This is a genomic window from Pseudomonas entomophila (assembly GCF_023277925.1).
GTDB lineage: Bacteria > Pseudomonadota > Gammaproteobacteria > Pseudomonadales > Pseudomonadaceae > Aquipseudomonas > Aquipseudomonas entomophila_D.
The window spans coordinates 1054239-1078282 of the sequence record NZ_CP063832.1; the positions used below are offsets into that span (position 1 = coordinate 1054239).

Annotated in this window: 23 protein-coding genes; 7 read left to right on the forward strand and 16 right to left on the reverse strand. The window is 63.6% G+C overall.

Annotated elements, in window-relative coordinates; translation table 11 throughout:
- Positions 1-9: 9 nt before the first annotated feature.
- From IM733_RS04800 to IM733_RS04815, 4 genes are all read right to left on the reverse strand, one after another.
- Positions 10-675, reverse strand: a complete 666-nt coding sequence (locus IM733_RS04800; protein WP_248919776.1) for a hypothetical protein — start codon at positions 673-675, stop codon at positions 10-12.
- Positions 675-1247: a ComF family protein gene (locus tag IM733_RS04805; protein WP_248919777.1), complete on the reverse strand. Its 573-nt coding sequence runs from the start codon at positions 1245-1247 to the stop codon at positions 675-677. Before IM733_RS04805 ends, IM733_RS04800 begins: the two co-directional genes overlap by 1 nt.
- Before the next feature lie 267 nt (positions 1248-1514).
- Positions 1515-2363: a protein phosphatase 2C domain-containing protein gene (locus IM733_RS04810; protein WP_248919778.1), complete on the reverse strand. Its 849-nt coding sequence runs from the start codon at positions 2361-2363 to the stop codon at positions 1515-1517.
- Between the two features lie 90 nt (positions 2364-2453).
- Complete coding sequence (locus tag IM733_RS04815) at positions 2454-2945, reverse strand: GNAT family N-acetyltransferase (protein WP_248919779.1); 492 nt, start codon at positions 2943-2945, stop codon at positions 2454-2456.
- Between the two features lie 114 nt (positions 2946-3059).
- Between IM733_RS04815 and IM733_RS04820 the strand changes: the two genes are divergently transcribed.
- The 3 genes from IM733_RS04820 to IM733_RS04830 all read left to right on the forward strand — a co-directional run bounded on the left by IM733_RS04820 (position 3060) and on the right by IM733_RS04830 (position 4981).
- On the forward strand, positions 3060-3221 hold the full coding sequence (locus IM733_RS04820) for a hypothetical protein (protein WP_248919780.1): 162 nt from the start codon (positions 3060-3062) through the stop codon (positions 3219-3221).
- A 373-nt stretch (positions 3222-3594) separates the two neighbouring features.
- A complete protein-coding gene (locus IM733_RS04825; RefSeq protein WP_248919781.1) occupies positions 3595-4428 on the forward strand; it encodes an AraC family transcriptional regulator in 834 nt (277 codons plus the stop codon).
- 73 nt (positions 4429-4501) lie between these two features.
- Positions 4502-4981 carry a VOC family protein gene (locus tag IM733_RS04830; protein ID WP_248919782.1) on the forward strand — a complete coding sequence of 160 codons (480 nt, stop codon included), beginning with the start codon at positions 4502-4504 and terminating at the stop codon, positions 4979-4981.
- Positions 4982-5020: 39 nt separating this feature from the next.
- Here IM733_RS04830 and IM733_RS04835 read toward each other — a convergent pair whose 3' ends face one another.
- From IM733_RS04835 to IM733_RS04845, 3 genes are all read right to left on the reverse strand, one after another.
- Complete coding sequence (locus tag IM733_RS04835) at positions 5021-7180, reverse strand: TonB-dependent siderophore receptor (protein WP_248919783.1); 2160 nt, start codon at positions 7178-7180, stop codon at positions 5021-5023.
- Positions 7181-7382: 202 nt separating this feature from the next.
- Entirely contained in the window at positions 7383-8240 is an 858-nt protein-coding gene (locus IM733_RS04840; protein ID WP_248919784.1) for a TIGR03915 family putative DNA repair protein, read from the reverse strand.
- Positions 8237-9457, reverse strand: coding sequence for a putative DNA modification/repair radical SAM protein (locus IM733_RS04845; RefSeq protein WP_248919785.1), 1221 nt, complete (start codon positions 9455-9457; stop codon positions 8237-8239). The genes IM733_RS04840 and IM733_RS04845 overlap by 4 nt, the downstream gene beginning before the upstream one ends.
- A gap of 173 nt (positions 9458-9630) precedes the next feature.
- On the opposite strand from IM733_RS04845, the gene mqo reads away from it, so the two are divergent.
- On the forward strand, positions 9631-11199 hold the full coding sequence (gene mqo / locus IM733_RS04850; protein WP_248919786.1) for a malate dehydrogenase (quinone): 1569 nt from the start codon (positions 9631-9633) through the stop codon (positions 11197-11199).
- 63 nt (positions 11200-11262) lie between these two features.
- Here mqo and IM733_RS04855 read toward each other — a convergent pair whose 3' ends face one another.
- Positions 11263-12177, reverse strand: a complete 915-nt coding sequence (locus IM733_RS04855) for a LysR family transcriptional regulator (RefSeq protein WP_248919787.1) — start codon at positions 12175-12177, stop codon at positions 11263-11265.
- A 90-nt stretch (positions 12178-12267) separates the two neighbouring features.
- Between IM733_RS04855 and IM733_RS04860 the strand changes: the two genes are divergently transcribed.
- The gene (locus tag IM733_RS04860; protein ID WP_248919788.1) at positions 12268-12573 is read left to right on the forward strand and encodes a putative quinol monooxygenase; all 306 of its coding nucleotides are present in this window, start codon (positions 12268-12270) and stop codon (positions 12571-12573) included.
- Between the two features lie 13 nt (positions 12574-12586).
- Positions 12587-13435, forward strand: coding sequence for a type 1 glutamine amidotransferase domain-containing protein (locus tag IM733_RS04865; protein ID WP_248919789.1), 849 nt, complete (start codon positions 12587-12589; stop codon positions 13433-13435).
- A gap of 67 nt (positions 13436-13502) precedes the next feature.
- Here IM733_RS04865 and IM733_RS04870 read toward each other — a convergent pair whose 3' ends face one another.
- Positions 13503-13991, reverse strand: coding sequence for a signal peptidase II (locus tag IM733_RS04870; protein ID WP_248919790.1), 489 nt, complete (start codon positions 13989-13991; stop codon positions 13503-13505).
- Positions 13992-14184: 193 nt separating this feature from the next.
- On the opposite strand from IM733_RS04870, the gene IM733_RS04875 reads away from it, so the two are divergent.
- Positions 14185-15231 carry a class I SAM-dependent methyltransferase gene (locus IM733_RS04875; RefSeq protein WP_248919791.1) on the forward strand — a complete coding sequence of 349 codons (1047 nt, stop codon included), beginning with the start codon at positions 14185-14187 and terminating at the stop codon, positions 15229-15231.
- A gap of 65 nt (positions 15232-15296) precedes the next feature.
- Here the strand turns inward: IM733_RS04875 and IM733_RS04880 are convergent, their stop codons facing one another.
- The 7 genes from IM733_RS04880 to nspC form a co-directional block, all read right to left on the reverse strand.
- Positions 15297-16418 carry a cupin domain-containing protein gene (locus IM733_RS04880; RefSeq protein WP_248919792.1) on the reverse strand — a complete coding sequence of 374 codons (1122 nt, stop codon included), beginning with the start codon at positions 16416-16418 and terminating at the stop codon, positions 15297-15299.
- Positions 16418-17032, reverse strand: coding sequence for a hypothetical protein (locus tag IM733_RS04885; protein WP_248919793.1), 615 nt, complete (start codon positions 17030-17032; stop codon positions 16418-16420). Before IM733_RS04885 ends, IM733_RS04880 begins: the two co-directional genes overlap by 1 nt.
- Position 17033: 1 nt before the next feature.
- On the reverse strand, positions 17034-17771 hold the full coding sequence (locus tag IM733_RS04890) for a hypothetical protein (protein ID WP_248919794.1): 738 nt from the start codon (positions 17769-17771) through the stop codon (positions 17034-17036).
- A gap of 1 nt (position 17772) precedes the next feature.
- Entirely contained in the window at positions 17773-19071 is a 1299-nt protein-coding gene (locus tag IM733_RS04895) for an HlyD family type I secretion periplasmic adaptor subunit (protein ID WP_248919795.1), read from the reverse strand.
- Positions 19068-21086: a peptidase domain-containing ABC transporter gene (locus tag IM733_RS04900; protein WP_248919796.1), complete on the reverse strand. Its 2019-nt coding sequence runs from the start codon at positions 21084-21086 to the stop codon at positions 19068-19070. Before IM733_RS04900 ends, IM733_RS04895 begins: the two co-directional genes overlap by 4 nt.
- A 324-nt stretch (positions 21087-21410) precedes the next feature.
- Positions 21411-22655 (reverse strand): saccharopine dehydrogenase family protein, encoded by a 1245-nt coding sequence (locus IM733_RS04905; protein WP_248919797.1) that lies wholly within the window; start codon positions 22653-22655, stop codon positions 21411-21413.
- A 30-nt stretch (positions 22656-22685) separates the two neighbouring features.
- Positions 22686-23783, reverse strand: a complete 1098-nt coding sequence (gene nspC, locus IM733_RS04910; RefSeq protein ID WP_248919798.1) for a carboxynorspermidine decarboxylase — start codon at positions 23781-23783, stop codon at positions 22686-22688.
- Positions 23784-24044: the final 261 nt, after the last annotated feature.

Here is a 24044-nt window from a genome sequence, read left to right on the forward strand (position 1 = left end):
GGCATGCCTTTACTCCGTGAACAGATCGCTGGTCGAAGGCATCGCGTCCAGCTTCGCCTGAAGCAGCGCGATGCACTGCTGGTGGTGGGCGATCTGCGCGCGGTGGGCCTCGATCTGCGCCTGCAGGTCGTGGCTGTCCGGGGACGTCAGGCGGGCGATCTTCTTCGACAGTGCGATCTTGCGGTCGGCTTCCTGTCGGGCGGGGTCGTCCATCTGCGCCACCAGCCACTCCAGGTCCGCAGGCGACTGCACGGTCTGGAATTGTTCCAGTGGCTTGAGGTAGACCACCGACTTCTTCTGGCGCCCCAGCAGCTCGAGCACGTTGCCGAGGGTGCCGGGGCTCTTGCAATCCCAGATCATCAGGCCGTAGTCGCAGTCCGCCGCCATGGCCAGGTCTTTAGCGGTGTGGAAGGCGCGGCCTCTGGCGTTGACCGGCGGTGCGATCATCGCCAGTGGCCAGCCACCGTCGTTATGCCGAGGCGTATCGCCACTGCAGTAGACGGTGACGGCCGGGTAGGCGGCTTGATGAAAGTAGCGCTGCACGGCATGGTCCACACCGCCTGCATCCCCCACCAGCACGTCCAGCCCGGATGAGCGGATGTTGTCGAGCCTGGCCTCGACGTGTGTGGGGAGGCGCTTGATGGTGATCGAACCGGCGATGAAGACCCTGGGCATTAGTGCCTCCGCGTCAGGGCGACGACAGAAATGCTGCGGATGCTAGCGTATTCGCGCAGGGCGGTACAGGCGGCCTGCAGCGATGCGCCGGTGTCGTACAGGTCGTCCAGCACCAGGATGTCGGAGCCGGGTTGCAGGTTGGCGTTGACCGTGAAGCACCCGGCCAGTGCCTTGATCCGCTCCTCATAGCTGGCCAGGTCCTTCATCAGGCCGGTACTCCAGCGTTTCTCCAGGGTTTGCTCGTTGTAGCCGGCATCGAGCAGCGCGGCGGCCCGCTGGGCTACTTCACAGACCGGCTGGCGCGGGCGCTGCTTGCTGGCGGGCATGGGCAGGACCACGTCGAAGCGGCGCCCGGCGAGCGCGCCGGCGACCGATTGGGCGAGGAATTCCACCTGTTTGTAGTTGTCCCGGTACTTGAGCTGGAACACCGCTTCGCCGATGGCGGTCCTGACCGTGTCGAACTGCATGTAGCCGTATTCGTTGGGGCCGATGGGGACGCTGGAGACGATGTGCTTGTCCAGGCTGATGCCGTAGTCCCAGGCGGGGTTGGCGGGGAGGGGGTGGATGACCATTGAGCGCTTCCTTGTTCGTCAGTCGATGGGGGTGACCCTTGTGGGCCGAGACGCCATCTTGCGTCTGACTCGGGCCGGGATCGACTTCATGGTTTCCGTGTTCGCTGTAGTCCTTTTCCTTGTTTTTCGGGGCTCGTCGTTCTGGATGCAAGGCCGGACGCTTTGCCGTGTTCGGCGCGAGAGGTGTGGCGCCTATGAGATCGAGCGCCGCAACTCCCCCGTCGAACACCCTGAAGGCCCATCCCTCTCAAAGCGATTGCACAGGACTCAACTCACCCGCAACCAGATCGCCGAGGCGTCATCGCTCATCTTGAAGCGTGGATGGCGCAGGCAGGCGGCATCCTCCTGTTCGATCTCGCGCAGCGTACGCGCCAGATCGATCAGGCCATGGCTCAGCAGGCGCTCGACGAACGCCCTCGGTGCATAGGCGTGGTAAGTGTCGAACAGCGCGGCGAAACCATCGCTCATCAACACGATGTCGTCGCCCCGCGCCACGGGAGCACGGCTGTAGCAGGTACCTTCCCGGGACAGCTGGGCATCGACGCCAAGCACCGCCCTGGGCCGTTCGCGGGCCTGGCGGCGGTCGGCCAGCACCGCGGGCGTGCGCACGTTGTGGGCACCGGTGCCAGGGCCCAGGGCGGCTGCTTCGCCGCGCTCCGCCTCGCGATCGGGCTCCGGTGTGAGGAAGGCGACGCCTTGGGCGCTGCGGTGCAGGACCACGCAATCGGCCAGGTGCGCGCAGACCAGTTCGTCGCCTTCCAGCGCCACAGCAGCGAACGCAGCGCGTGGCAGCTCCCAGTGCGCCACGGGTTCGCGCTGGCGGTCCTGCTGGTAATCGCGGGCCAAGGTGTCGAACACCGTTTCGCACAGCGTCTGCAAGGGCCCCGAGGCCACGCTGAAGGCACGTTGCGCCGCACCCGCCAGCCAGGCCGCGCCGCCGCGTTCGCCCAGCAAGCCGGGCGCGCCGAGATCGGTGGCGCCGTCGATGACCCAGGCATGGCAGTCGGCGCAGCCAATGCGGTCGTCATTGGGCACGTCCGGCTTGCCGGCCAGGCTGAGGGTCTGGATCAGGTCGAAATGCATGGGGATCTCCGTGTCGGGGGCAGGGGCGTGCATGGGCCCCCGACCTTGAACCCTGTGCTGGCGCGCGTCAAATTCGGGGCATGCCTGACAGTCATCAACGTTGACGGACGATACGTTCGGTATTCAGGCGAGGGTCTTGGCCATTTCAGTCGTGGCCGCCCAACCGAGCTCCGCATAGACCGGCCTGCCGGCCTCGGTCGCATGCAGCACGGCAAAGCCCAGGCCGCGCCGGGCGAACTCGGCCTCGGCCAGGCGCATCAGCCCGCGAGCCAGGCCACGGCGGCGGTGGCTGGGTTCGACATAGACATTGAGCACATAGCCGCGCAGGTCCTGGGTCGGGTGGTTCGGGTGCGGCGGCCATTCGATGTCCATGAGCCCTATGGCCGCCACCGGATGATCCTGGTCCAGCAGCACAAAGCCATAGTAGCGGCCGTCTTCCAGGCGTGGTCGCAGCCACGGGCTGAAGTGTTCGGTCATCAGGCGCAGGCGTTCCGGCGTGCCACCGGCCTCGAAGAACATGGCCTCGCGGTGGGCGCAGACCATGGCATGGTCCTCGGGGCGTACGCAGCGCACGGTCAGGCCTGGAAAGTCGATGTGGGTGGGGAGGTCGTTCATGTCAGCTACCGGGGCGGAGTGTTCGATGCTAGGGGGTGCAGCCCAGGGGCGGCAGATACAGATGCGCGCTGAATCCGGCATACAGCGCGCTTGTCGCGATCGTCGAGCGAGGCGATGATCGGCGCCAACGCCACGCTGATCGACGAGGCCTGCATGTCCATCGCCCTGCTTTTACGTTGCCCCGATCTGGAAACCGTACGCTGCCATTACCGTGACGAGCTGGGCTTTACCGTCACGGCTCATGCCTTACGGTTCGCGCGAATTCGGTGTGCGTGATTGCAACGGTTATCACCTGGCGTTCAGCCAACACCAGGCCGGGCGGGGCGCTGCTTGAAGCGCCCCGCATTTTTGCTATCCCTTTCAAGGCCTTTGGGCGCAGGGGGCGTGACCGCATTAGGGCCGCCAGATGCTCGCCGCAACCCTTGCGGCGTCCATCAGATCGAGCGCCGCGCGGGCGGCGCATCGCGGATGAATCCGCTCATTCGTTGCAATGTGCCTATGCCTGATAGGCGCTGCTGCCGCTTCGCCGGGCTCAAGGCATGCGCCAAGGCTGGCAACCATGGCCTGCCAGGGCTAACCCGCGCAAGAACGATCAAACCGGCTTCGCGCACCCTTGCTAAGGTGGTCGCGCTGACTGAGGAGCAATGGAATGCGCGGTATCGAACACATCCTGTGGTACATCGAATCGGCTCTGGATACTGACCTGGACCTGGCGGGTGTCGCCAGGCATTTTGGCCTGTCGCCGTTCGCCCTGGCCCGCCAGTTCGTCGCCACCACCGGCTGGCCGGTGATGCGTTATGTCCGGGCCCGGCGGCTGAGCCGGGCGGCCCAGGCCCTGCGCGAAGGCCACCCGGACATCCTGGACGTTGCCCTGGCGGCGGGCTACGGCTCCCATGAAGCATTCACGCGGGCCTTCTGCGACCTGTTCGGCGTTGCGCCGAGCCAGGTGCGTGGGCAGGCCCATGAACCGATCACCCTGGTGGAGCCTCTGCGCATGAAAGCACTGAACTATGTTGCCTTGTCTGAACCCCGCTTCGAACACCGTCCCGAATTCATCGTCGCCGGCCTGGGCGAACGCTTCACCTTCGAGCGCAACGAGGGCATCCCGGGGTTGTGGCAAGCCTTTGACCCCTATGTGGGCCGAGTGCCTGGCCAGGTGGGCGATTTCACCTACGGGCTGTGCTGCAACCCGGGGGAGGATGGCAGTTTCGAGTACATCGCTGGGGTCGAGGTGGCCCGTACTACCGAGCTTGCGGCGAACTTTCGCTTCTTCCGGCTAGCGGCGCGGGATTATGCGGTGTTCCGCCACCTGGGCCACGTGTCGATGATTCACCAGACGGTATTCACCGTGTTCAACCAGTGGCTCCCGGCCTCCGGCTACCAGGCCGCCGACGCGCCGGAGTTCGAGCTGTACAGCCCGGACTTCGATCCGATGCGCGGCATCGGCTACGTCGACCTGTGGATCCCCCTGGCCGGCCGCTGATCGCGCAGGGCCATTCGCGGGGGGCAGAGGGCTAGACTCGACGGGACATGGCAAGGGCACAGGAGCCACCGACATGACCCCGAAGAACAGTATCTGCCTCTGGTTCGACGGCGATGCCGAAGCGGCGGCGAACTTCTATGCGCGCACCTTTCCCGACAGCAGGGTGACCGCCGTGCACCAGGCGCCCGGCGACTACCCGTCTGGCCAGCAGGGCGATGTGATCACGGTCGAGTTCACCGTGATGGGCATCCCCTGCATCGGCCTCAATGGCGGGCCGATGTTCAAGCACAGCGAGGCGTTCTCGTTCCAGGTGGCGACCGACGATCAGGCGGAAACCGACCGTTACTGGAACGCCATCATCGACAACGGCGGTGAAGCCAGCGCCTGTGGTTGGTGCAAGGACAAGTGGGGGCTGTCGTGGCAGATTTCGCCGCGCGTTCTCACCCAGGCGGTGAGTGGCACTGATCAGGCTGCCGCCAAACGGGCGTTCGAGGCGATGTTGACGATGGGCAAGATCGACATTGCGGCGATCGAGAAGGCGCTCAAGGACTGAGGGCCAGGCGAGCGGGGCGCATCCCTGCGCCGGGAAACATCAGAAGCTGTACTTGGCCGTCAGCATGAAGTTGCGTGGGTCGCCGAAGGTGTCTCCACCGTAGTCCACGGATTTGGAAATCGACGAGTAATAAGTGCGGTCGAAGACGTTGTTGGCGTTGAGCTGCAGGTCCAGGTGCGGGTTGACCTGGTAGCCGGCCATCAGGTCGGTGACGGCGTAGGCGCCTTGAGTCAACCGGTAGTTGCTGCCGTCGCCCAGGGCGATGTCGTTGTACATACGGCTTTGCCAGGTCACGCCACCGCCCACGCGCAGTTTCTCCAGCGGGCCCTGGAAGCGGTAGACGGTGTACAGCTTGAACTGGTGCTCGGGGGTGTCGGAGTTGAGCGGTTTGTTGACCTTGGCCGGGTTGTTCGCATCCTTGACGGTGTGGACGCGGGCATAGGTGTAGCCGGCACCGAGCTGCCAGTGGTCGGTCAAGGCGCCTTGCAGTTCGAAGTCGATCCCTTGGCTGCGCACTTCGCCGGAGGCCTGGTAGCAGCTCAGTTGCGGGCAGCCCGGCAGTTTCACCTCGACCTGACGGTTCTCCTGGTCGATGCGGAACACTGCCAGGCTTGCGTTCAAGGCCCCGTCGAAATAGTCGCCCTTGATACCAACCTCGTAGTTCTTGCCGACGATCGGGGTCACCGGCTTGCCTGAGCTGTCCCGGCCTTCCTGTGGGGTGAAGATGTCGGTGTAGCTCACGTAGACCGAATGGTGCTGGTCGAGGTCGTAGATCAGGCCGCCGTAGCGGGTGACGTTGCGGGTGACCTTGTAATCGCCGGCGTCATTGTCGCGTTGATCGTAGTCGTACCAGTCCAGGCGCCCGCCGAGGATCAGCTTCAACGGGTCGGCGAGGCTCAGGCGGGTAGTGGCATACACACCTTCCTGGTTGATCACGTAGCGGCTGTTGCCGGTATGTACGAAGTCAGGCTTGGCGCCGTTGAGTGGGTAGTCGGTGTCGTAGGGGCTGTAGTTGCGCTCGTTCATGTCGTAGAGGCGCTTGCTGGCACCCAGCACCAGTTCGTGGTTGCGCCCGAGCAGTTCGAACGGGCCGCTGGCGAAGGCATCGAGGCCCAGCTGGTTCTCGTCGTTCTGCGACTGGTAGACCGTGCGGCTCAAGGCCTTGGCGGTGCTCCAGCGCGATTGGTAGGAGCCGCGGAACAGGGCGTTCTGTTCGCTGTAGTTGGCGTTGACCTGCAGGTTCCAGTCGTTGGCCAGGCGTTGGCGCAACTCGGCGAACAGCGTGTTGATCTCCTGGTCCTTGTCCTCCCAGTCGGTGCCCGGGTTGTACGAGCGCGACACATCCAGGTGGCGGCCGTTGAGGTCGGTGGGAATGGCGCCCCAGAAGACATTGGTCTTGTCCTTCTGGTGGGAGAAACCAAGGGTGAGCGTGGTGTCCTCGCTCAGGTCGGCCTCAGTCACTGCATAAAACAGGCCGTGGTTCTCTTCCTGGCCATCGCGAAAGCCGTTGGCGTCGCGGTATGAAGTGACCACGCGGCCGCGCAGGGTACCGCTGTCGTTGAGCGGGCTGGAGGCGTCGATCTCGCCGCGATAGTTGTCCCAGCTGCCGGCGGCGCCGGTCAGGGTGACCTTCTGTTCGGCCAGCGGGCGCTTGCGCACCAGGTTGATCGCCGCCGAGGGCGTGCCGGCCCCGGTGACCAGACCGGTGGAGCCACGCACTACTTCGACCCGGTCGAACATGGCCAGGTTAGGCTGGGCGCCGACCACCCAGCCGGTGTAGGCGCTGGGGATACCGTCGTACATGATGCTGTCGACGTCGAAGCCGCGGGCGGTATAGCTCTGGCGACCCGGCCCGTTGGCTTGGTTGAGGAACAGCCCCGGCGTGTACCGGGCCACATCGTTGATGCTGGTCATGTTCTGGTCATCCATGCGCTGGCGGGTGATCACGGTGACCGCCTGGGGTGTTTCGCGCATGGTCAATGGCAGCTTGGTGGCGGTCGACATGGCGCCGGTGGTGTAGGACTGCGACCCCTCCGTGGTGCTGCCCAGGCTGCTGTCATTGATGGCAGTGGCGCCCAGTTCCAGCACGCCTGGGGCCTGGTTTTCGGTTTGTGGGTTCGCGAGGGCGGGGGTGAGGGTGGCCATGCAGATGGCCGCGGCCAGCAGATTGCGCGCGGGTGTGAAGGGGTGGGAGGGCATGCGACGACTATCCTTATTGCTAGTGCTTATGAGAATTATTAGCGATAAGTGTGTCAGGATTTGTCGCATCTAAACAGCGTGATGTGCCACATTTCTCACAGATTTTTCACATGTTTCAGTGGCCCTGGTTGACCTCCAGAGCGCTCCGAGCGCGACGGTATCGTGTGGACCGTGCTGGCCCATTCGCCGGCAAGGCCTGCTCCTACAGGGGGCGGCGCTGAACCTGCAGGCGAACATCGGCAATGCGCTTGCCGGCTTGCAAGGCGATTTCCGAGGCCTGGCCATCGCGCTGCTTGCCTTGGCGCGCCTGGCCGACCAGCGCGGGAATCAATGGCCCTTCGGGCAAGTGCCGCCAGAACCGACCGGGCAGATGCTGGCGCAGGGCGTCGGGGTTGAGCCGGGCGGGGTTGAAAGTGTGCCGGTAATAGGTGAGCCAGAGCTCGGCGTCTGGGTCCTCCGCGTTCCGCGCCCACTGGCGCCAGTCCTCCGGGCAGTGGCGGCGGTAGTGCAGGTTTTCTCCGTCGAAGCGGATGCCGTCGCGCGGGGTTGCGATCAGCCAGCGCTGACGCCCCAGGCGTTCGGCGAAATGGCCGCTGGCACTGTCGAGGATGTCGTGTGCGGGTTCGTGATAGGCGACCAGGTCCAGTTGCAGGTGCTCGGCCAGTGCGGCAGGCAGCGGCACGAAGCGCACGAAGGCGTGCAGGTGATGGGCCTCGCGCCCAACCTGCTTGATACGCCGTTGCAGTTCACTGCCCAGGCGGTCACCGGCGAGCATGGCGGTGCGGTCGCCATGGGCGACGCGCCAGAGCACTTCGTAGAGCAGGTTCCAGCGTTGTTCGCCGCGATAGCGCCCAGCCTGTTCCAACTGGGCCAGCAAAGCCGCCGGCACGCGGGCGCGAAACGGGCCCGGGCCTTCGGGTGGAGGCGCCGCTACCGCGAGTAGATCATCCATCGGGCCTTGGCCCCAGGTGACCTCGGCCGGGTCGATGCCATGCCCAAGCAGTCGCCGAGCCTGGTCGCGCCAGGTGGCGAAGTCATCACCGCAGTCGAGCGCGATCATCCCCACAGGCCCATCTGCACCGGCGCCTGGGGCTCGCGCAGGCGGGCGCGCAGCAGGCCGCTGCGCAGTTCGGCCTGGGCCGGGCGGTAATCGCTGGTGACGATGAACGGGCGGGCTTTTTCCAGCACGCAGCGCAGCTGGATCAGGTCGTCGTAGCGCACCCGCCGTTCACGGCGCAGGGCCACCAGGCGCTGCACGCTGCGCAGGCCGATGCCGGGGATACGTGCCAGCAGCGCAGGTTCCGCGCGGTTCACGTCGAGCGGGAACACGTCGCGATTGGCCAGCGCCCAGGCCAGCTTGGGGTCGATGTCCAGCGCCAGGTTACCGGCCTCACCCAGCAGCTCACCGGCTTTGTAGCCATAGCCGCGCAAGAGAAAGTCGGCCTGGTACAAGCGGTGCTCGCGCAGCAGTGGCGGGGCGGCCAGTGGCACGCTGCCGGGGCTGTCGGGGATGGGGCTGAAGGCTGAGTAGTAGACGCGCTTGAGCCCGTATCCCTGGTACAGCGACTCGGCGTTGCGCAGCAGCGTGCTGTCATCGGTGGCGTCGGCACCGACGATCACCTGGGTACTTTGCCCGGCGGGCGTGAAGCGGGGTGCCCGCGGCTCGTCGGCCACCGCCTGTTGCCCCTGGTGGATCACCCCCATGGCCTGGCGGATGGTGCTGGCCTGTTTCTCCGGGGCCAGGCGCTTGAGGCTGGCGTCGGTGGGCAGTTCGATGTTGACGCTCAGGCGGTCGGCCAGGCGCCCGGCTTCTTCGATCAGCAACGGGTCGGCGTCGGGAATGGTCTTGAGGTGGATGTAGCCGCGAAAGCCGTGCTCCTCGCGCAGCAGGCGCGCCACCCTGACCAGTTGCTCCATGGTGTAGTCGGCCGAACGGATGATGCCGGAGCTCAGGAACAGGCCGCTGATGCAGTTGCGCCGGTAGAAGTCGAGGGTCAGGCGCACCACTTCCTCGGGGGTGAAGCGCGCCCGTGGCACGTTGCTGGAACGGCGGTTGACGCAGTACTGGCAATCGTAGAGGCAGAAGTTGGTGAGCAACACCTTGAGCAGGGATACGCAGCGGCCATCCGGGGTGAAACTGTGGCAGATACCCATGCCATCGGTGGCGCCAAGCCCGTCTCGGCCACGCGAGCTGCGCTTGGGCGCGCCACTGCTGGCGCAGGAGGCATCGTACTTGGCGGCGTCGGCCAGGATGCCGAGCTTGGCGATCAATTGCATGGGGATTCTCGAAATACTGAATATTCATACAGTATTTCGGGAATTAGCTGATTGCAAGTGCCTGCACGATCATGCCCGAGCAAATCAGTCGACTAAGCTTGACCCAGGCTCAACACCGCAGGCCCTGCGCCTGTGGGTTGCCGGTGCAGGCAAAGGCGAACACGGGAGCGCACATGAACATTGTGAAAAGAACGAAATGGGCCTTGCTCGGGCTGGTCCTGGCTTTGGGCCTGGGCAGCGCCCAGGCCGCCGATACCAGGCGGGTCGACGTCCTGCTGGTGGGCGGCGGCATCATGAGTTCGACACTGGCGGTCTGGCTCAACGAGCTGGAGCCTGGCTGGACGATGGAGATGGTCGAGCGCCTGGACAAGGTCGCCGAGGAGAGCTCCAACGGTTGGAACAACGCCGGCACCGGCCACTCTGCGCTGGCCGAGCTCAACTACACGCCGGAGAAGGACGGCAAGATCGACATCAGCAAGGCGGTGGAGATCAACGAGTCGTTCCAGGTTACCCGCCAGTTCCTGGCCTGGCAGGTGAAGCAGGGCGTGCTGAAGAATCCGCGTTCGTTCATCAACACCACGCCGCACATGAGTTTCGTCTGGGGTGACGACAATATCCGTTTCCTCAGGAAGCGTTACGAAGCCTTGCAGGCCAGCCCGCTGTTCAAGCCCATGCAGTACTCCGAGGATCACGCGCAGATCGCCAAGTGGGTACCGTTGATGATGGAGGGGCGTGACCCCAACCAGAAGCTCGCGGTGACCTGGACGCCCATCGGCACCGACGTCAACTTCGGCGAGATCACCCGGCAGTACGTGGGTTACCTGCAGACCCGGCCGAACTTCGACCTCAAGCTGTCCACCGAAGTCGAGGGCATCAGCCGCAATGACGACGGCAGTTGGCACGTCGAGTACAAGAACCTCAAGGACGGCAGCACCGCGGCCACCGACGCCAAGTTCCTGTTCATCGGTGCCGGCGGCGCCGCGCTGCCGCTGCTGCAGAAGTCGGGCATCGATGAAGCCAAGGACTACGCGGGCTTCCCGGTGGGCGGTTCGTTCCTGGTCACCGACAACCCGTCCATCGCCCAGCGGCACATGGCCAAGGCCTATGGGATTGCCGCCACCGGCGCGCCGCCGATGTCAGTGCCGCACCTGGACACCCGGGTGCTCGATGGCAAGCGCATGATCCTGTTCGGGCCGTTCGCCACCTTCTCCACCAAGTTCCTCAAGCAGGGCTCGCTGCTGGACCTGGTGGCCAGCATGTCGTTGCACAACACCTGGCCGATGGTGCGGGTCGGGGTGCGCGAGTTCGACCTGGTGCAGTACCTGATTGGCCAGTTGATGCAGTCGGACGATGATCGATTCGCCGCGCTGCAAACCTACTTCCCCGAGGCGAAGAAGGAAGACTGGCGCTTGTGGCAGGCGGGGCAGCGGGTGCAGATCATCAAGCAGGATGAAAACCTGGGCGGGGTGCTGAAGCTGGGGACCGAGATCGTCACCTCCAAGGATGGCAGCATCGCCGGGTTGCTGGGGGCCTCGCCAGGCGCCTCCACCGCGCCGCCGATCATGCTCGACCTGCTGAACAAGGTGTTCAAGGACAAGGTCGCCACGCCGCAGTGGCAGGCCAAGATCAGGCAGATCATTCCGTCGTATGGCATCCGCCTGAACGAGCATCCGGACAAGGTGCAGGAGGAGTGGCGCTACACCAGCGAGGTGCTGCAACTGGCGCCTGCCGAAGCACCTTGAGGCGTGTGCGCTCCAGGTAGGAGCCAGCTTGCTGGCGAACCGCTTTCGCCAGCAAGCTGGCTCCTACAGGGTGGACTGCGCAACTGTCTGGATCTGCTGGCGGAACCAGCGTCGCAACGGATCGGCATGGGTACGTGCATGCCAGATCTGCATCACTTGCACCCGTGGCAGGTCGAGCGGCAACGGATGGATGCGCAGGTCCGGATCACGCTCGACCGCCTCTTCGGCCAAGGACCTCAGGCAGGTCAGCAGCAGGTCGGTGCCACGCACCAGCCGCGTGGGTGCGATGAAGCTGGACAAACCGGCGATGATCCTGCGTTCACGGCCCAACTGGCGCAACGCGCGGTCGACGCGGCCATCCAGGTCGCCGGTCAGGGTGGTGATCAAATGCTCGCAGTTCAGGAAGGCTTCGAGGCTCATGCCGGCGGCCAGGCGCGGGTTGCCGGCTGATGCCAGCACGACGAAATCCTCGCTGAGCAGGTGCTGCTGGTGGAAGGTGTCCGGCAAGTCGGTATAGAAACCGGCGATGGCCAGGTCGCAGGTGCCTTTCTCCAGTGCCTCACGCGGCAGCTCGCCACGGGTGTTGTGGGTGACCAGGGTGAGGTTCGGTGCCTGGCTGCGCAGGACCGGCAGCAGCCCAGGCAGCAGCGTCTGCTCGAGGTAGTCGGTGCTGTAGAGATGAAGGCGGGCAGGGCGGGCCAGGAAGTCCTCGCCATCGCAACGCTCGAAGAAATCCCTCAACTGCTCGGTCAGCACCTGCACCTGGGGGGCCAGTTCGTGGGCGCGTGGCGTCGGGGTGAGGCCGCGTGGCGCACGCACGAACAGCGGGTCGCCGAACTGATGCCGTAGCTTGTTGAGCTTGTGGCTGAGGGCCGGCTGGCTGAGGGCCAGGCGCTCGGCGGCACGGGAGGCGTTGCGCTCTTCGTAGAGCACCTGGAACAGGTGCAGCAGGTTGAGATCTTTGTGGGCGATATTCATAAATTGGATTGTAGAAATAAAAGCTTTCGAATTATCGAATCTTAGCGTGATGGCTAGGATGTGCCCATTCACATCCATCCGGAGGCGCCAATGCCCATCGCCATCTTCGCCACTATTCACCCCCGTCCTGAACACCGTGGCGCCACTGAAGCAGCCTTGCGCCTGATGGTCGAGCGCAGCCGCGCCGAACCCGGCAACCTGCGCTATGACCTGTTCGCCCACACAGGCGACGCAGCGGCGTTCGAGCTGTTCGAACTGTATACCGACGAGGCCGCTGTCGAAGCCCACCGCGCCAGCCCCCATTACCAGGCTTATCGCGCCGCCACCGCCGACTGGCTGGCAGCACCGACGCGGGTGCAACTGGCCCGTGCGCTCGATATCCGCCCATTCAACTAACCAGGAGCTCAACATGTCCAGACTCACAACCGTCGCCCTGGCCGGCGCGCTCATGGCGGGTGGTGCCGTCGCTGCGCCCAAGGGCGAGGTGCTGGTGCTGCTGTCCAGCGAAAACCAGCTGGCGCTCAAGGATGGCAAGCACTACCCGACCGGTTATTACCTCAACGAATTCGGCGTGCCCGCCGACCAGTTGCTCAAGGCCGGCTACACGTTGGTGCTGGTCACGCCCAAAGGCAATGCGCCGAGCGTCGACGAGCGCTCGGTCGACCCGATGTACTTCGGTGGCGACCAGGCGGAAATGCTGCGTATCCGCCATGTCGTCGACAACCTGCCGGGCATCCACGATACGTTGTCGTTGACGCAGGTGCTGGCGGGTGACCTGGACCGTTACGCCGGTATCTTCATCCCAGGCGGGCATGCGCCGCTGATCGACCTGGCCAACAATCCCCAGGTAGGGGCACTGCTGCGTCACTTCCATCAGGCTGGCAAGCCCACCGCCGCCATCTGCCACGGCCCTATTGCGCTGTTGTCCGCGCAACGGGACCCGGTCTCTTTCCGCGCCGCGCTGGCCCGTGGCGAGGCCCCGGCGGCCAGCAACTGGAGCTACCAGGGCTACCGCATGACCATCTTCTCCGACCCGGAGGAGCAGGTATTCGAAGGCTCGCTGAACGGCGAACGCCTGCAGTTCTACCCAGCCAAGGCCATGGCCGGCGCAGGTGGCAGCATGGGCTATGCCGAGGCGTGGAAGCCCCATGTGGTGGTCGATCGCGAGCTGATCACCGGGCAGAACCCGTTCTCCGACAAGGCGCTGGCCGCCGCTTTGCTGGAGAAGCTGGAAGCTAAGGTGAAGAAAGGGGGCTGAAACACCGAGGAAAGCAAAAGCCCTGGTCCGTTGGCCAGGGCTTTTGCCGTGATGCGGGTAAGCGCTTTCAGCGCTTGGCCGGCCTCGTCAGGCCATCGACCACCAGCACCGCCGCACCGGCCATGATGGCGATATCGGCCAGGTTGAAGACGCCGGTGTGCAGCGAGCCGACATTGAGTACCAGATAGTCGACCACATGCCCGTCGCGAAACACCCGGTCGATCAGGTTGGCCAAGCCACCCACGGCGATGAACCAGGCAGCGCTGGCCTTGACCGGCGCCGTCTGCCACTGCCTGAAGGCCCAGATGCTGGCCCAGCAGCACACCACGCCCACGACCACCACGAAGACCAGTAGCTTCAAGCCGGCCGGCAGGTTTGCACCCAGGCTGAGGAAGGCGCCGGGGTTGAGGCTCAGGGCCAGGTCGAGCCAGATGCTCTGGTTGCCCAGGACATAGCTGTGGTTGTCGAGGGCTACCAGGGCGATCAACTTCACCCATTGGTCGATGATGACGAAGGCAAGGCCCAGGACAAGGACGAAGGTACGGCTGGTGAACATGGTGGTGATTCCTGTGCTGCGCGGGCGCGACCGTCCGGTATTGGCGGGTATGCCGACAGCGCGGCGAAGATAGCGCAGGCGGGTCTAGACTTAAAGCCTGGACCCGCATGACACGCGGGCTGTTCAACCCTTCGACCACCGCCCCCGGGCCGGACATCGCCGACGGTGGCCTTCCGCTAGAGGAGGTCAGGTCATGGACGAGGCAAGGCTTCAGGAATTCATGGGCAGGTTGGTGGGCGACATGGGCGCCGCGGCCACCTTGGCCAATGTCGTGCTCGGTGACGAGCTCGGGCTGTACCGGGCCATGGCCGACAGCCTGCCGGTCACGCCCGAGGTGCTGGCCGAGCGCACCGGCTGCCAGCCCCGCTTGGTGCGTGAATGGCTCAATGGCCAGGCCGCGGCGGGTTATGTGGAGCACCGCAACGGCAGCTTCACCCTCCCCGAGGAGCAGGCCCTGGCCCTGGCGCTCGAGGACTCGCCGGCCTACATGGCCGGTGGCGCGGCGGTGCTGGCCGCACTGTTCCATGACAAGGATAAGCTGGTCAAAGCCATGCGCGGCGATGGCGGGCTGGCCTGGGGCGATCATCACCCCTGCATGTTCAGCGGTACCGAACGTTTCTTCCGGCCCGGCTACCGGACGTTCCTGGTGGCGGACTGGCTGCCGGCACTGGACGGCGTGGTGGCCAAGCTGCAGGCCGGGGCGCAGGTGGCCGATGTTGGCTGTGGCCATGGTGCCTCGACCATCGTCCTGGCCCAGGCATTTCCGGCCTCGCATTTCATTGGCTATGACTACCATGCGCCCTCGGTGAGCACCGCCATCGAACGTGCCCGGGAAGCTGGCCTGGGCGACCGGGTGAGCTTCGTCCAGGCTTCGGCCAAGGATTATCCCGGCCATGATCTCGACCTGGTGTGCTTCTTCGATTGCCTGCACGACATGGGCGACCCGGTCGGCGCGGCGCGGCACGCCTATGAAGCGTTGAAAGAGGACGGTACGGTGATGTTGGTCGAGCCGTACGCCGAGGATACGCTGGACGCCAATATCAATCCGGTCGGGCGGCTGTTCTACGCGGCTTCGACCTTCATCTGCACACCGAACTCGTTGTCGCAGGAAGTGGGCTTGGGGTTGGGCGCGCAGGCCGGTGAGGCACGGTTGCGGGCGGTGTTCGAGGAGGCGGGGTTCACGCGGTTCCGGCGGGCGACGCAGACGCCGTTCAACCTCATCCTCGAAGCGCGTAAATAGGTCGGGCGCGAACCGCTTCGCACGATGAACCATGGGCGCCACCGAGCGCCCATGGTTGCGTCACGTCAATACAGGTGGATAACCCCCTTGGCCATCAGCTCCTTGATGGTCTGCAGGAATGTGTCGTCGTCGAGTTGCGTGAGACGGGCGCGCAGATCGGCGAGGGCGCAAGGGCCATCGATCAGTTGCCGGGTCAGCAGGTTGTCTTGCAGGCGCAAGCCGTTCAGGGCCAGGTTGTCACGTTGCACCAGGTCGCTGTAGGGCGTGGCCAGGCGCACCTGCCTGGCTTCGAGCGCCTGCAGGTCACGGGCGAACCAGGCTCCGAGGTTGAGCCCACCGTCCATGCGCTCCTTGAAGAACACCATGCGTTCGAAGGCATTCAGGGTACTTTCGTCCTGGGCCAGGCGTGCCATTTCCTGTGCCATCGACGCGTCCAGTGGCAAGGCCTGGCCCAGGCTGAGGCTGTCGCGACAGGCTTCGTGCTGGTTCAGCACACTTGCACTGAGCCAGCCGAGGTAGTCGAGTACATAGGGCTTGTGCACGCCGATTGCCAGGTGAAAGCACTCGCCTTCCGAGGGATAGGCGCAGTGCCACCAGCCGCGCGGGATGTAGAGGATGTCGCCTGGCTCGGTGATGACATCCAGCACCGCTTCGGTCGGGCACTCCTCGCGCCGGTCGCGGCTGAGCTGGCCGGCGATCGGGTTGGCGAAGGTCGGCTTGTAGATCTTCCAGCGTTTGCGGCCAATCAGCTGGGTGGCGAAAACGTCGTGTGCATCCCAATGGTTGCCGAACGCGCTGTCGCCGGTCATGGCCAGGTAACCATTGGCAACGACTTGCCCCAGGCTCAGGTGGGCGATCGCGTTGCACAGGCGCTTGATGCGCAGCGAGCGCATTTCCAGGCGATTGAGTACCAGCGTCGCACCGTTGGCCAACTCGTTGTACAGCCGCTCGCGGTTCAAACAGGTTTTGGTCTGGCCGTAGTAGGGGATGCGTTCGGCGAACTCCGCTTCGCCGAGCGGGCGCTCCCCGATCAGCTTGACGTAGCCGGCGTTGATTTCGCAGGCATAGAGCAGTTCATCCACATCGTCCCAGCTCGACAGGATGGGTTGGGTGACACCGCGCAGGTGCGCGGGCGCCTTGCCCATGAGCTGTTCACGGAAGTACTGCGCATCGATGTGCACGGTCATCAGTCCTGGTCCTGCCCGTTGATGAACCCCAGTTCGCCGATGGTGACATGACCTTCCGGCTGGTAGCTGGAGTTGGTGAACCAGTACGCGTGGGAAGAGGCGTAGATCGGGTCGTACAAGGTAAAGACATGCCCGCCCACCGGGGCGCCGTAGCCTTCGGGCTGGGTGTATTCGGACAGGTCCGGATGGAAATTGAAGCTTTTGAAAATCCCGAGGCCAGGGGCATTCTTGAAATCGGTGTAGTTTTGCCCGTCGTGGTGCTTGATGTAGATGTACTGGTCCAGGGTGAGGCCGGCGGCCTTGATCGGGGCATTGACCGAGGGATCGTTGAAGCGTGCGGTGTACTTGGCGATGTCGTCGTAGAACGCGTGGATCTGGCTGTCGTTGGACATGCGGTTGCCCAGGTTGGCGTGGTTCTCGGCCCAGGTGCCGGACAGGTAGCCAAACAGACCGGCCGCCGAGGAGTTGGCGTTCTGCGTCTTCAGGCCCAGCGTGGACTCGATGAACGCCGCCTTGACGGCGAACTCGATCTGCGACTCCTTGAAGCCATGCTGGTAACCGTAGTTGGCGATGGCTTCGGCGTTCTGCAGTTGAATAGCGTTGAGGTCGGCCATGTCAGTGTGCGTCCTTGCAGGTGTCGGTCAGTTTTCGGGTGATTGCGGCGGTCTGTTCGTTCACGGGGGCATGGGCCGAACGTTCGGCCAGGCGCTGGTAACTCAGGCAGGCGTCGGCCTGGCTGTAGCGCGACTTGTCGATCAGTTGCAGTGCTTCCGCCAGCTCGGGTTCGCTTTGCAGCGCCTGGCCCATATAACGGGCCAGGCGTGCCCGATAGAGCTGGCGCGCAGCGTCGTCGTCGACCGCCACGAAAGCCAGGGTGGTGGGGTTGCGCTCCAGCTTGTAGGCCTGGAACACCACGCCATGGCGGGGGTCGGCCAGCGGGCTGCTGGCGACCAGGGCGTAGGGCACGCCGTCGTGGTCTTGCAACTGTGCGCTGGCTTCGCCGAAGCCAAGGCTGGCGCTGGCCAGCTCGCCGTTGACGATGGCGAACGCGCGCAAGGTTTCATGGCGGCCGCTGTAGCTGCCGCAAAGCACGCTGACCGCTTCGCCAGCCAGTGTCAGGGTGTGGTTGGCCGGAAGCTGTTCGCATCCGGGGAGCAGGCGGGTGTTCTGCTCGAGCAAGATGTCAGGCCCTTGCTTCACCAAGATGCGCGCGCCATAGGGCGCCTCGGCGAACTGGCTGGGCGTGGATTGCTTCAGGTAGCTGACCTGCAGGGCGTCGGGAGCCGATTGCGAGGCGAGCGTCAGCCCGGACAGGCTGAAGACCAGCAGTCCGCCAAACAACTTTGAAGTCATTTCAATTGTTCCTTAAAGAAGAACGCAGGCTGGAAGTGATGGGGTTGAAGATGATCGAAGCGATGGATCGCTTGTCTGTCTTGATGTCCATGAGTACGGACATGCCGGGTTTTACTTTGCTGTCGAGGTCCTTTGCGAGTCTCCATTCCCCTAGTGCGGCTTCAAGTGTGTACTGACGGTTGCCTGGGCCGCCTGCCTGGGCACGGTCTTCTTCGGAGTCGGCGCTGATCCAGGTCAGGTTCGCGCCAATGCTGCCGTAGAGTTGGTAAGGGAATGCGTCGACCTTGACCTCGGCTGGCGCACCCACTGCAAGAAACCCCACATCGTTGGAGTTGGCCTTGGCCCTGACCACCAGGTTGGCATCCGCTGGCACCAGCTTGGTGATTTCCTCCGACGCCTTGACCATCTGCGTGGCGTGGGTGAGCTTGAGCTCGGTGATGTAGCCGGCCTGCGGCGACTCGATCGCCAGCAATCGGGAGTTGCGCCTGGCCTTGACCAGTTCGCTGCCCAGGTCATCGAGGGTTCGCGCCAGGTTTTCCCGCTCCTTGAGCAGTTGCTCTGTCCGCGAGCCATGCAATGCGTCGACCTTGCCTTGGGTGATGACCAGCTCCTGGCGTTCCTTGCGTAGCCGGGTCTTGAGAATGATGCCTTCGTTGCGCAGGCGGTTACGCGTGTCGAGGTATTCCATGTACTTGAACCGGGAGATGGCGCTGCCGGCACTGTCGCGCACGGCTGCTTCCTGGGCGTCGGCGATGCGCAGCAGGTCCTTGTTCTTCTGGATCTCCGCCTGGGTGGAGACGATGGCCAGTTCACCGATGGTGGCCTGGCGCTCCAGGTCGAGCAGGGTCTGGCTGAAGTTGCGCTCCGAGGCACGCCACAATTCGAGCTCCTCGCGCGCGGCCGTGCCCTGGTCATGTTCGAAGGCCGGCGGCCGTTCGTTCAGCGAGGCCTGCACCCGCTCCTCCGCCAGCCGGGTCTTTTCGTGCAACGCTTCCAGCTTGGCCAGTTCAGCCTGCGACACCTGGGGGTCAAGCAGGGCAATGCGCTCGCCCTTGTTGACGAACTGACCTTCCTTGACCAGAACCTCCTTGATCTCGCCGGTTTCCACGGCCTGGATACTTTTTACCTTGCCTTCGGGGGCGATACGCCCGCTGACGGTCACCACGGTATCGATCCTGATCAACGAGGCAGCGAGCATTGCCGCGAGCAGCAGCACCACGGTGAGCTGGATGGCGACCCTTGGCAGGCGCCGGGCAGGCTGTTCGAGATACGCCGCCACATCGGGGTTGCAAGGGCTCATACGGCTTCGTCCAGGCTGTGGCGGGTGTCTTGCAGCACAAGGCCGCCGTGTTCTAGGCGGTAGATCCGGTCATAGCCGGCCAGCGAACGCGGTCGGTGTGAAACAGTGATCACCGTCAGCTCGGGGAAATGCCGAATCAGGTTGTCGTGGATCAACTGTTCGGTCTGCTCGTCCAGCGCACTGGTCGACTCGTCCAGCAGCAGGATGTCCGGCTTGGACGCAAGCGCCCTGAGCAGGCAGATGCGTTGGCGCTGGCCCCCCGAGAGGCTACCGCCGCCCTCGCCGAGGATGCGCTGGTAGTGGTCTGGATGGGCTTCGATGATGTCATCGGCGCAGGCAAGCCTGGCAAGCGCGTCCAGTGCCGGACGGTCGGTCATGGCGTTGAGTGGCGTGATGTTGTCGAGCAAGGTGCCGCTGAACAGGAAGGCCTGTTGTGGCAACAGGCAGACCTTGTGCCGGATGAAGGCCTGGTTGTACTGGCGGATATCCACGCCATTGGCCGCCACGCGCCCTCCCTGCGGCTGATAGGCGTTGGCCAGCAGCTTGAGCAGCGTGCTCTTGCCGCAGCCGCTGCGGCCGACGATGGCGATTTTCTCGCCTTGCTGGATGTCCAGGTTGACGGCATCCAGCAGCGCCGGCCCCTTGGGGCCATAGCGAAACGTCAGGCGGTCTGCGCTGAGCATGGAGATACGTGGGGTAGTGAGGGCTTTTTCGGGCTCCGCCGGCGCGACCTTGTCCTCCAGCTCAAGGAAGCTGGACAAGGCGTTGCGCAATTCCTGCAGCGTGTAGGTGGCACGGGCGATGGGGTGGAACACACGGCTGGAGAACATCTGGAAGGCAACGAGCTGGCCCATGCTCATGTGGTTGTCGAGCACCAGCAGGGCGCCATACCACAAGGTCCCCAGGATACCCAGGCGTTGGACCCAGATGTTGGTGGCCACCGTCCAGTTGGCGTGGCGAGCATCTCGGCAACCCTGTTCGGCATCGGCCAGCAGTTGCGTGCCAAGGCGCGATTGGACGAGGCCTTCTCGGCCTGTCAGTTTCAAGGTCTCGATGCCCTGCAAAGCCTCGGTCAGCAGCGCGGGTGCCTGGGATGCCTGGGCGGGCCTGGCCTGGCGGATACGGTCGAACATCAGGTTCAGCGAGAAGATCACCAGGATGAAGGCGCTGGAAAGCACGGTCAGTGGCAGGCTGTAGGCCATCATCAGCACCACGAACACCAGGCAGAAGGCCAGGTCCAGCGCGTTGAACAGGCCGCCGGAAAAGTTCAGCTTGCGGAAGATGTCGGCGCGCCGTGCGGTCTCGACCAGTTCGCCGACTTTACTGGCCCCATAGAAGGGCAGTGGCTTGTCCAGCAGCGAGGCATGGACGCGCGAGGCGATCAGCATGTCGAGTTTGGCGCTGGCTTCGGTGCTCACATACACCCGGGCCAATGACAGCGCCAGTTCGCAGCAGGCGAGGATGATGGCCAGGCTGCCGAAAACGTGCAGGGCGGACAGGTTCTGGTGGACCAGGACCCGGTCGATGATGATCTGGCTGAAGATCGGGATGGAAAAGCCGAGCGTCTGGATCAGTAGGGTAGCGCCGGCGATCAGTGCCACGGTGGGGCCATCGAAATAGTGACGCAGCGCGGCACGCAGGCTCAGAGCACCGGTCGGGTTTCTTTTCAATTGCAGGGCTGTGCCGATGAGCATGCGCTTGACTTCGGCCAACGGCAGCATCAGCGGGGTGTCCGGCATGCCTGGCTGGAAGATGAAGCACAGGCCTCTTTCCAGCTTGGCCAAGACACACAGGCCGTGCTCTTCAAGGTTGATGAGCAGGGGCTGGGGCGCTCGATCCAGGTGTTGTGCCGCCCAGGCCTTGCAAGTGAAGCCCTGCTGCCTTGCCAGTGAGCGGCATTGCTTTTCCAGGGGTTGGGACGAAACCGAATGGCGTTGACGCTGCAAGGCCAGTGGGTCGGTGGCATGGCCTTGCAATGACAGGCAGAAGCACAGGCTTGGAACAATCCCGTCCATGGAAGCGCCTTAAAAGAGAATGATTTAGATATGGATTTATCGCGGCATCATACATTTTTTACATTTTGTAACATCCATATTTGTTAATCGTAAGCGATTGATTTGATTGCAAAAATCTATTGATGTAGGCGGCGTTCGGAGAGTGGGGTGCGCGCTGCGGAGGCTTGGATATTCTGTAAAAATGATGGCTTTATGGTGGCATCTACAGCGAATGCCGTTGCCGAGTGTGAGGGGGGATTGCGTGCCCAGAACGGGCCAGAAGGGAAAGTGGGTGCAAAAGAAAAGGGGGCCTCTCGGCCCCCTCAGTGTTTCATGGCTTGGCTATCAAGCCTCGGCGTCCCATGGACGGTCGCCGTTCTCATCCTTGACGCGGGTCGGCAGGCCCATCACGTCCAGCGCCTTGAGGAACGGCTCGGCAGGCAGCTCCTCGACGTTGACCATGCGCCCGGCGTCCCACTGGCCGCGGGCGACCAGCAGGGCGGCAGCCACCGGCGGTACGCCGGCAGTGTAGGAGATGCCCTGGCTGTCGGTCTCGGCGTAGGCCTCTTCGTGATCCGCCACGTTGTAGATGAACACCTCGCGCGGCTGGCCGTCCTTGGTGCCCTTGACCAGGTCGCCGATGCAGGTCTTGCCGGTGTAGCCCGGGGCCAGCGAAGCGGGATCAGGAAGCACGGCCTTGACCACTTTCAACGGCACCACTTCCAGGCCTTCGGCGGTCTTGACCGGTTGCTCGGAGAGCAAACCGAGGTTCTTCAGCACGGTGAACACGTTGATATAGTGCTCGCCGAAGCTCATCCAGAAGCGCACGTTCGGCACGTTCAGGTTCTTCGAGATCGAGTGGACCTCGTCGTGGCCGGTCAGGTACAGGTTTTGCGATCCGACCACCGGCAGGTCGTCGGTGCGCTTGACCTCGAACATGGTGTTGCTGGTCCACTGGCTGTTCTGCCAGCTCCATACTTGCCCGGTGAACTCGCGGAAGTTGATTTCCGGGTCGAAGTTGGTGGCGAAGTACTTGCCGTGGGAGCCGGCATTGACGTCGAGGATGTCGATCGAGTCAATGCGGTCGAAATACTGCTGCTGCGCGAGTTTCGCGTAGCTGTTCACCACACCCGGGTCGAAACCGACACCAAGAATGGCGGTAATGTTCTTCTGCTGGCACTCTTCGAGGTGTTTCCACTCGTAGTTGCCATACCAGGGCGGGGTTTCGCAGATCTTGCCCGGTTCTTCGTGAATCGCGGTGTCAAGATAAGCGACACCGGTATCGATGCAGGCGCGCAGCACCGACATGTTGAGGAAGGCAGAACCAACGTTGATCACGATCTGCGATTCGGTCTCGCGGATCAGTGCCTTGGTTGCCTCGACATCGAGGGCATTGAGCGAGAAGGCCTGGATGTCGGCGGGTACCTTGAGGCTACCCTTGGCCTTGACGCTGTCGATGATGGCCTGGCATTTGGAGATGTTCCGTGACGCAATCGCAATACGACCCAGTTCGTCGTTATGCTGTGCGCACTTGTGGGCCACCACCTTGGCGACACCTCCTGCACCAATGATAAGAACGTTCTTCTTCAATTCAGCTGCTCTCCTTCATGAAAGCCTGTCTTACGACAGGCTCGAAACGTAGTCGTCGAAACCGAACTCGCGCACCACCTCGACGCTGCCGTCGAGCTGCTTGACCACGATGGACGGCATTTTCAGACCGTTGAACCAGTTTTTCTTGACCATGGTGTAGCCGGCGGTGTCGACGAACGACAGGCGGTCACCAATCTGCAGCGGCTTGTCGAACTGATACTCGCCGAAGATATCGCCGGCCAGGCACGACTTGCCGCAGACCATGTAGGTGTGCGCGCCGTCGTTGGGGGCCATCTTGGCGTTGAGGCGGTAGATCAGCAGGTCGAGCAGGTGCGCCTCGATCGAGCTGTCGACCACGGCCAGGTGCTTGCCATTGTACAGGGTGTCGAGCACGGTCACTTCCAGCGAGGCGCTGTTGGTGATAGCCGCTTCGCCCGGCTCCAGGTAAACCTGCACACCGTAGGTTTGCGAGAACTGCTTCAGGCGCGCGCAGAATGCGTCCACCGTATAGTCTTCACCGGTGAAGTGGATGCCGCCACCGAGGCTGACCCACTCGACCTTGTGCAGCAGGTGGCCGAAGCGCTCTTCGATGTGCGACAGCATCTTGTCGAACAGGCCGAAGTCACCGTTCTCGCAGTTGTTGTGGAACATGAAGCCGGAGATCTTCTCGATCACCTTTTCGATCTTTTCCGGGGCCCATTCGCCCAGGCGGCTGAACGGGCGCGCAGGGTCGGCCAGCAGGTAGTCGGAGCTGCTCACCTGCGGGTTGACGCGCAGGCCGCGGACCTTGCCTTCGGATTGCTCGGCGAAGCGCTCGAGCTGGCCGATGGAGTTGAAGATGATCTTGTCGCAGTTGTCGAGCATCTCTTCGACTTCATCGTCGGCCCAGGCCACGCTGTAGGCGTGGGTTTCGCCTTCGAACTTCTGGCGGCCGAGCTTGAGCTCGTACAGCGAAGACGAAGTGGTGCCATCCATGTACTGCTGCATCAGGTCGAACACCGACCAGGTAGCGAAGCACTTGAGGGCGAGCAGGGCCTTGGCCCCGGACTGCTGGCGAACGTAGGCAATCTTTTCCATGTTGCCCAGCAGCTTTTGTTTATCGATGAGGTAGTACGGCGTCTTGATCATTTAAAGGCCCCCGGCCAGGCCGGCCAAAAAAAGGACACGCATTGTGCCTTCACTTGCCACTATTCGAAAGGGCGCAAGGCGCATTTCGTCTGAGTTGCGTGGGCGACAGGCCCAGTTGAACAGAAGATTGTGACTGTCCGGAGCTGCGCTCAGGTTGCGCGCCTGCACGATGTGTTGTCGATCCTGGCCCGAGGGCGTATAAACTGCACCCACTTTTTGGCCGGTCGCTTCCTGAACCGGCCGCTGAAACAAAGAGAGTCG

Bases quoted from the DNA above. Each gene is read 5' to 3' on its own strand.
- IM733_RS04815 (WP_248919779.1), bottom strand. From the start codon at position 2,945: ATGAACGACCTCCCCACCCACATCGACTTTCCAGGCCTGACCGTGCGC.
- IM733_RS04825 (WP_248919781.1), top strand. From the start codon at position 3,595: ATGCGCGGTATCGAACACATCCTGTGGTACATCGAATCGGCTCTGGAT.
- IM733_RS04820 (WP_248919780.1), top strand. From the start codon at position 3,060: ATGATCGGCGCCAACGCCACGCTGATCGACGAGGCCTGCATGTCCATC.
- IM733_RS04845 (WP_248919785.1), bottom strand. From the start codon at position 9,457: ATGCAATTGATCGCCAAGCTCGGCATCCTGGCCGACGCCGCCAAGTAC.
- IM733_RS04835 (WP_248919783.1), bottom strand. From the start codon at position 7,180: ATGCCCTCCCACCCCTTCACACCCGCGCGCAATCTGCTGGCCGCGGCC.
- IM733_RS04865 (WP_248919789.1), top strand. From the start codon at position 12,587: ATGTCCAGACTCACAACCGTCGCCCTGGCCGGCGCGCTCATGGCGGGT.
- IM733_RS04830 (WP_248919782.1), top strand. From the start codon at position 4,502: ATGACCCCGAAGAACAGTATCTGCCTCTGGTTCGACGGCGATGCCGAA.
- IM733_RS04880 (WP_248919792.1), bottom strand. From the start codon at position 16,418: ATGACCGTGCACATCGATGCGCAGTACTTCCGTGAACAGCTCATGGGC.
- IM733_RS04900 (WP_248919796.1), bottom strand. From the start codon at position 21,086: ATGGACGGGATTGTTCCAAGCCTGTGCTTCTGCCTGTCATTGCAAGGC.
- IM733_RS04895 (WP_248919795.1), bottom strand. From the start codon at position 19,071: ATGAGCCCTTGCAACCCCGATGTGGCGGCGTATCTCGAACAGCCTGCC.
- IM733_RS04800 (WP_248919776.1), bottom strand. From the start codon at position 675: ATGCCCAGGGTCTTCATCGCCGGTTCGATCACCATCAAGCGCCTCCCC.
- nspC (WP_248919798.1), bottom strand. From the start codon at position 23,783: ATGATCAAGACGCCGTACTACCTCATCGATAAACAAAAGCTGCTGGGC.
- IM733_RS04870 (WP_248919790.1), bottom strand. From the start codon at position 13,991: ATGTTCACCAGCCGTACCTTCGTCCTTGTCCTGGGCCTTGCCTTCGTC.
- IM733_RS04805 (WP_248919777.1), bottom strand. From the start codon at position 1,247: ATGGTCATCCACCCCCTCCCCGCCAACCCCGCCTGGGACTACGGCATC.
- IM733_RS04855 (WP_248919787.1), bottom strand. From the start codon at position 12,177: ATGAATATCGCCCACAAAGATCTCAACCTGCTGCACCTGTTCCAGGTG.
- mqo (WP_248919786.1), top strand. From the start codon at position 9,631: ATGAACATTGTGAAAAGAACGAAATGGGCCTTGCTCGGGCTGGTCCTG.
- IM733_RS04840 (WP_248919784.1), bottom strand. From the start codon at position 8,240: ATGATCGCGCTCGACTGCGGTGATGACTTCGCCACCTGGCGCGACCAG.
- IM733_RS04890 (WP_248919794.1), bottom strand. From the start codon at position 17,771: ATGACTTCAAAGTTGTTTGGCGGACTGCTGGTCTTCAGCCTGTCCGGG.
- IM733_RS04875 (WP_248919791.1), top strand. From the start codon at position 14,185: ATGGACGAGGCAAGGCTTCAGGAATTCATGGGCAGGTTGGTGGGCGAC.
- IM733_RS04810 (WP_248919778.1), bottom strand. From the start codon at position 2,363: ATGCACGCCCCTGCCCCCGACACGGAGATCCCCATGCATTTCGACCTG.
- IM733_RS04885 (WP_248919793.1), bottom strand. From the start codon at position 17,032: ATGGCCGACCTCAACGCTATTCAACTGCAGAACGCCGAAGCCATCGCC.
- IM733_RS04860 (WP_248919788.1), top strand. From the start codon at position 12,268: ATGCCCATCGCCATCTTCGCCACTATTCACCCCCGTCCTGAACACCGT.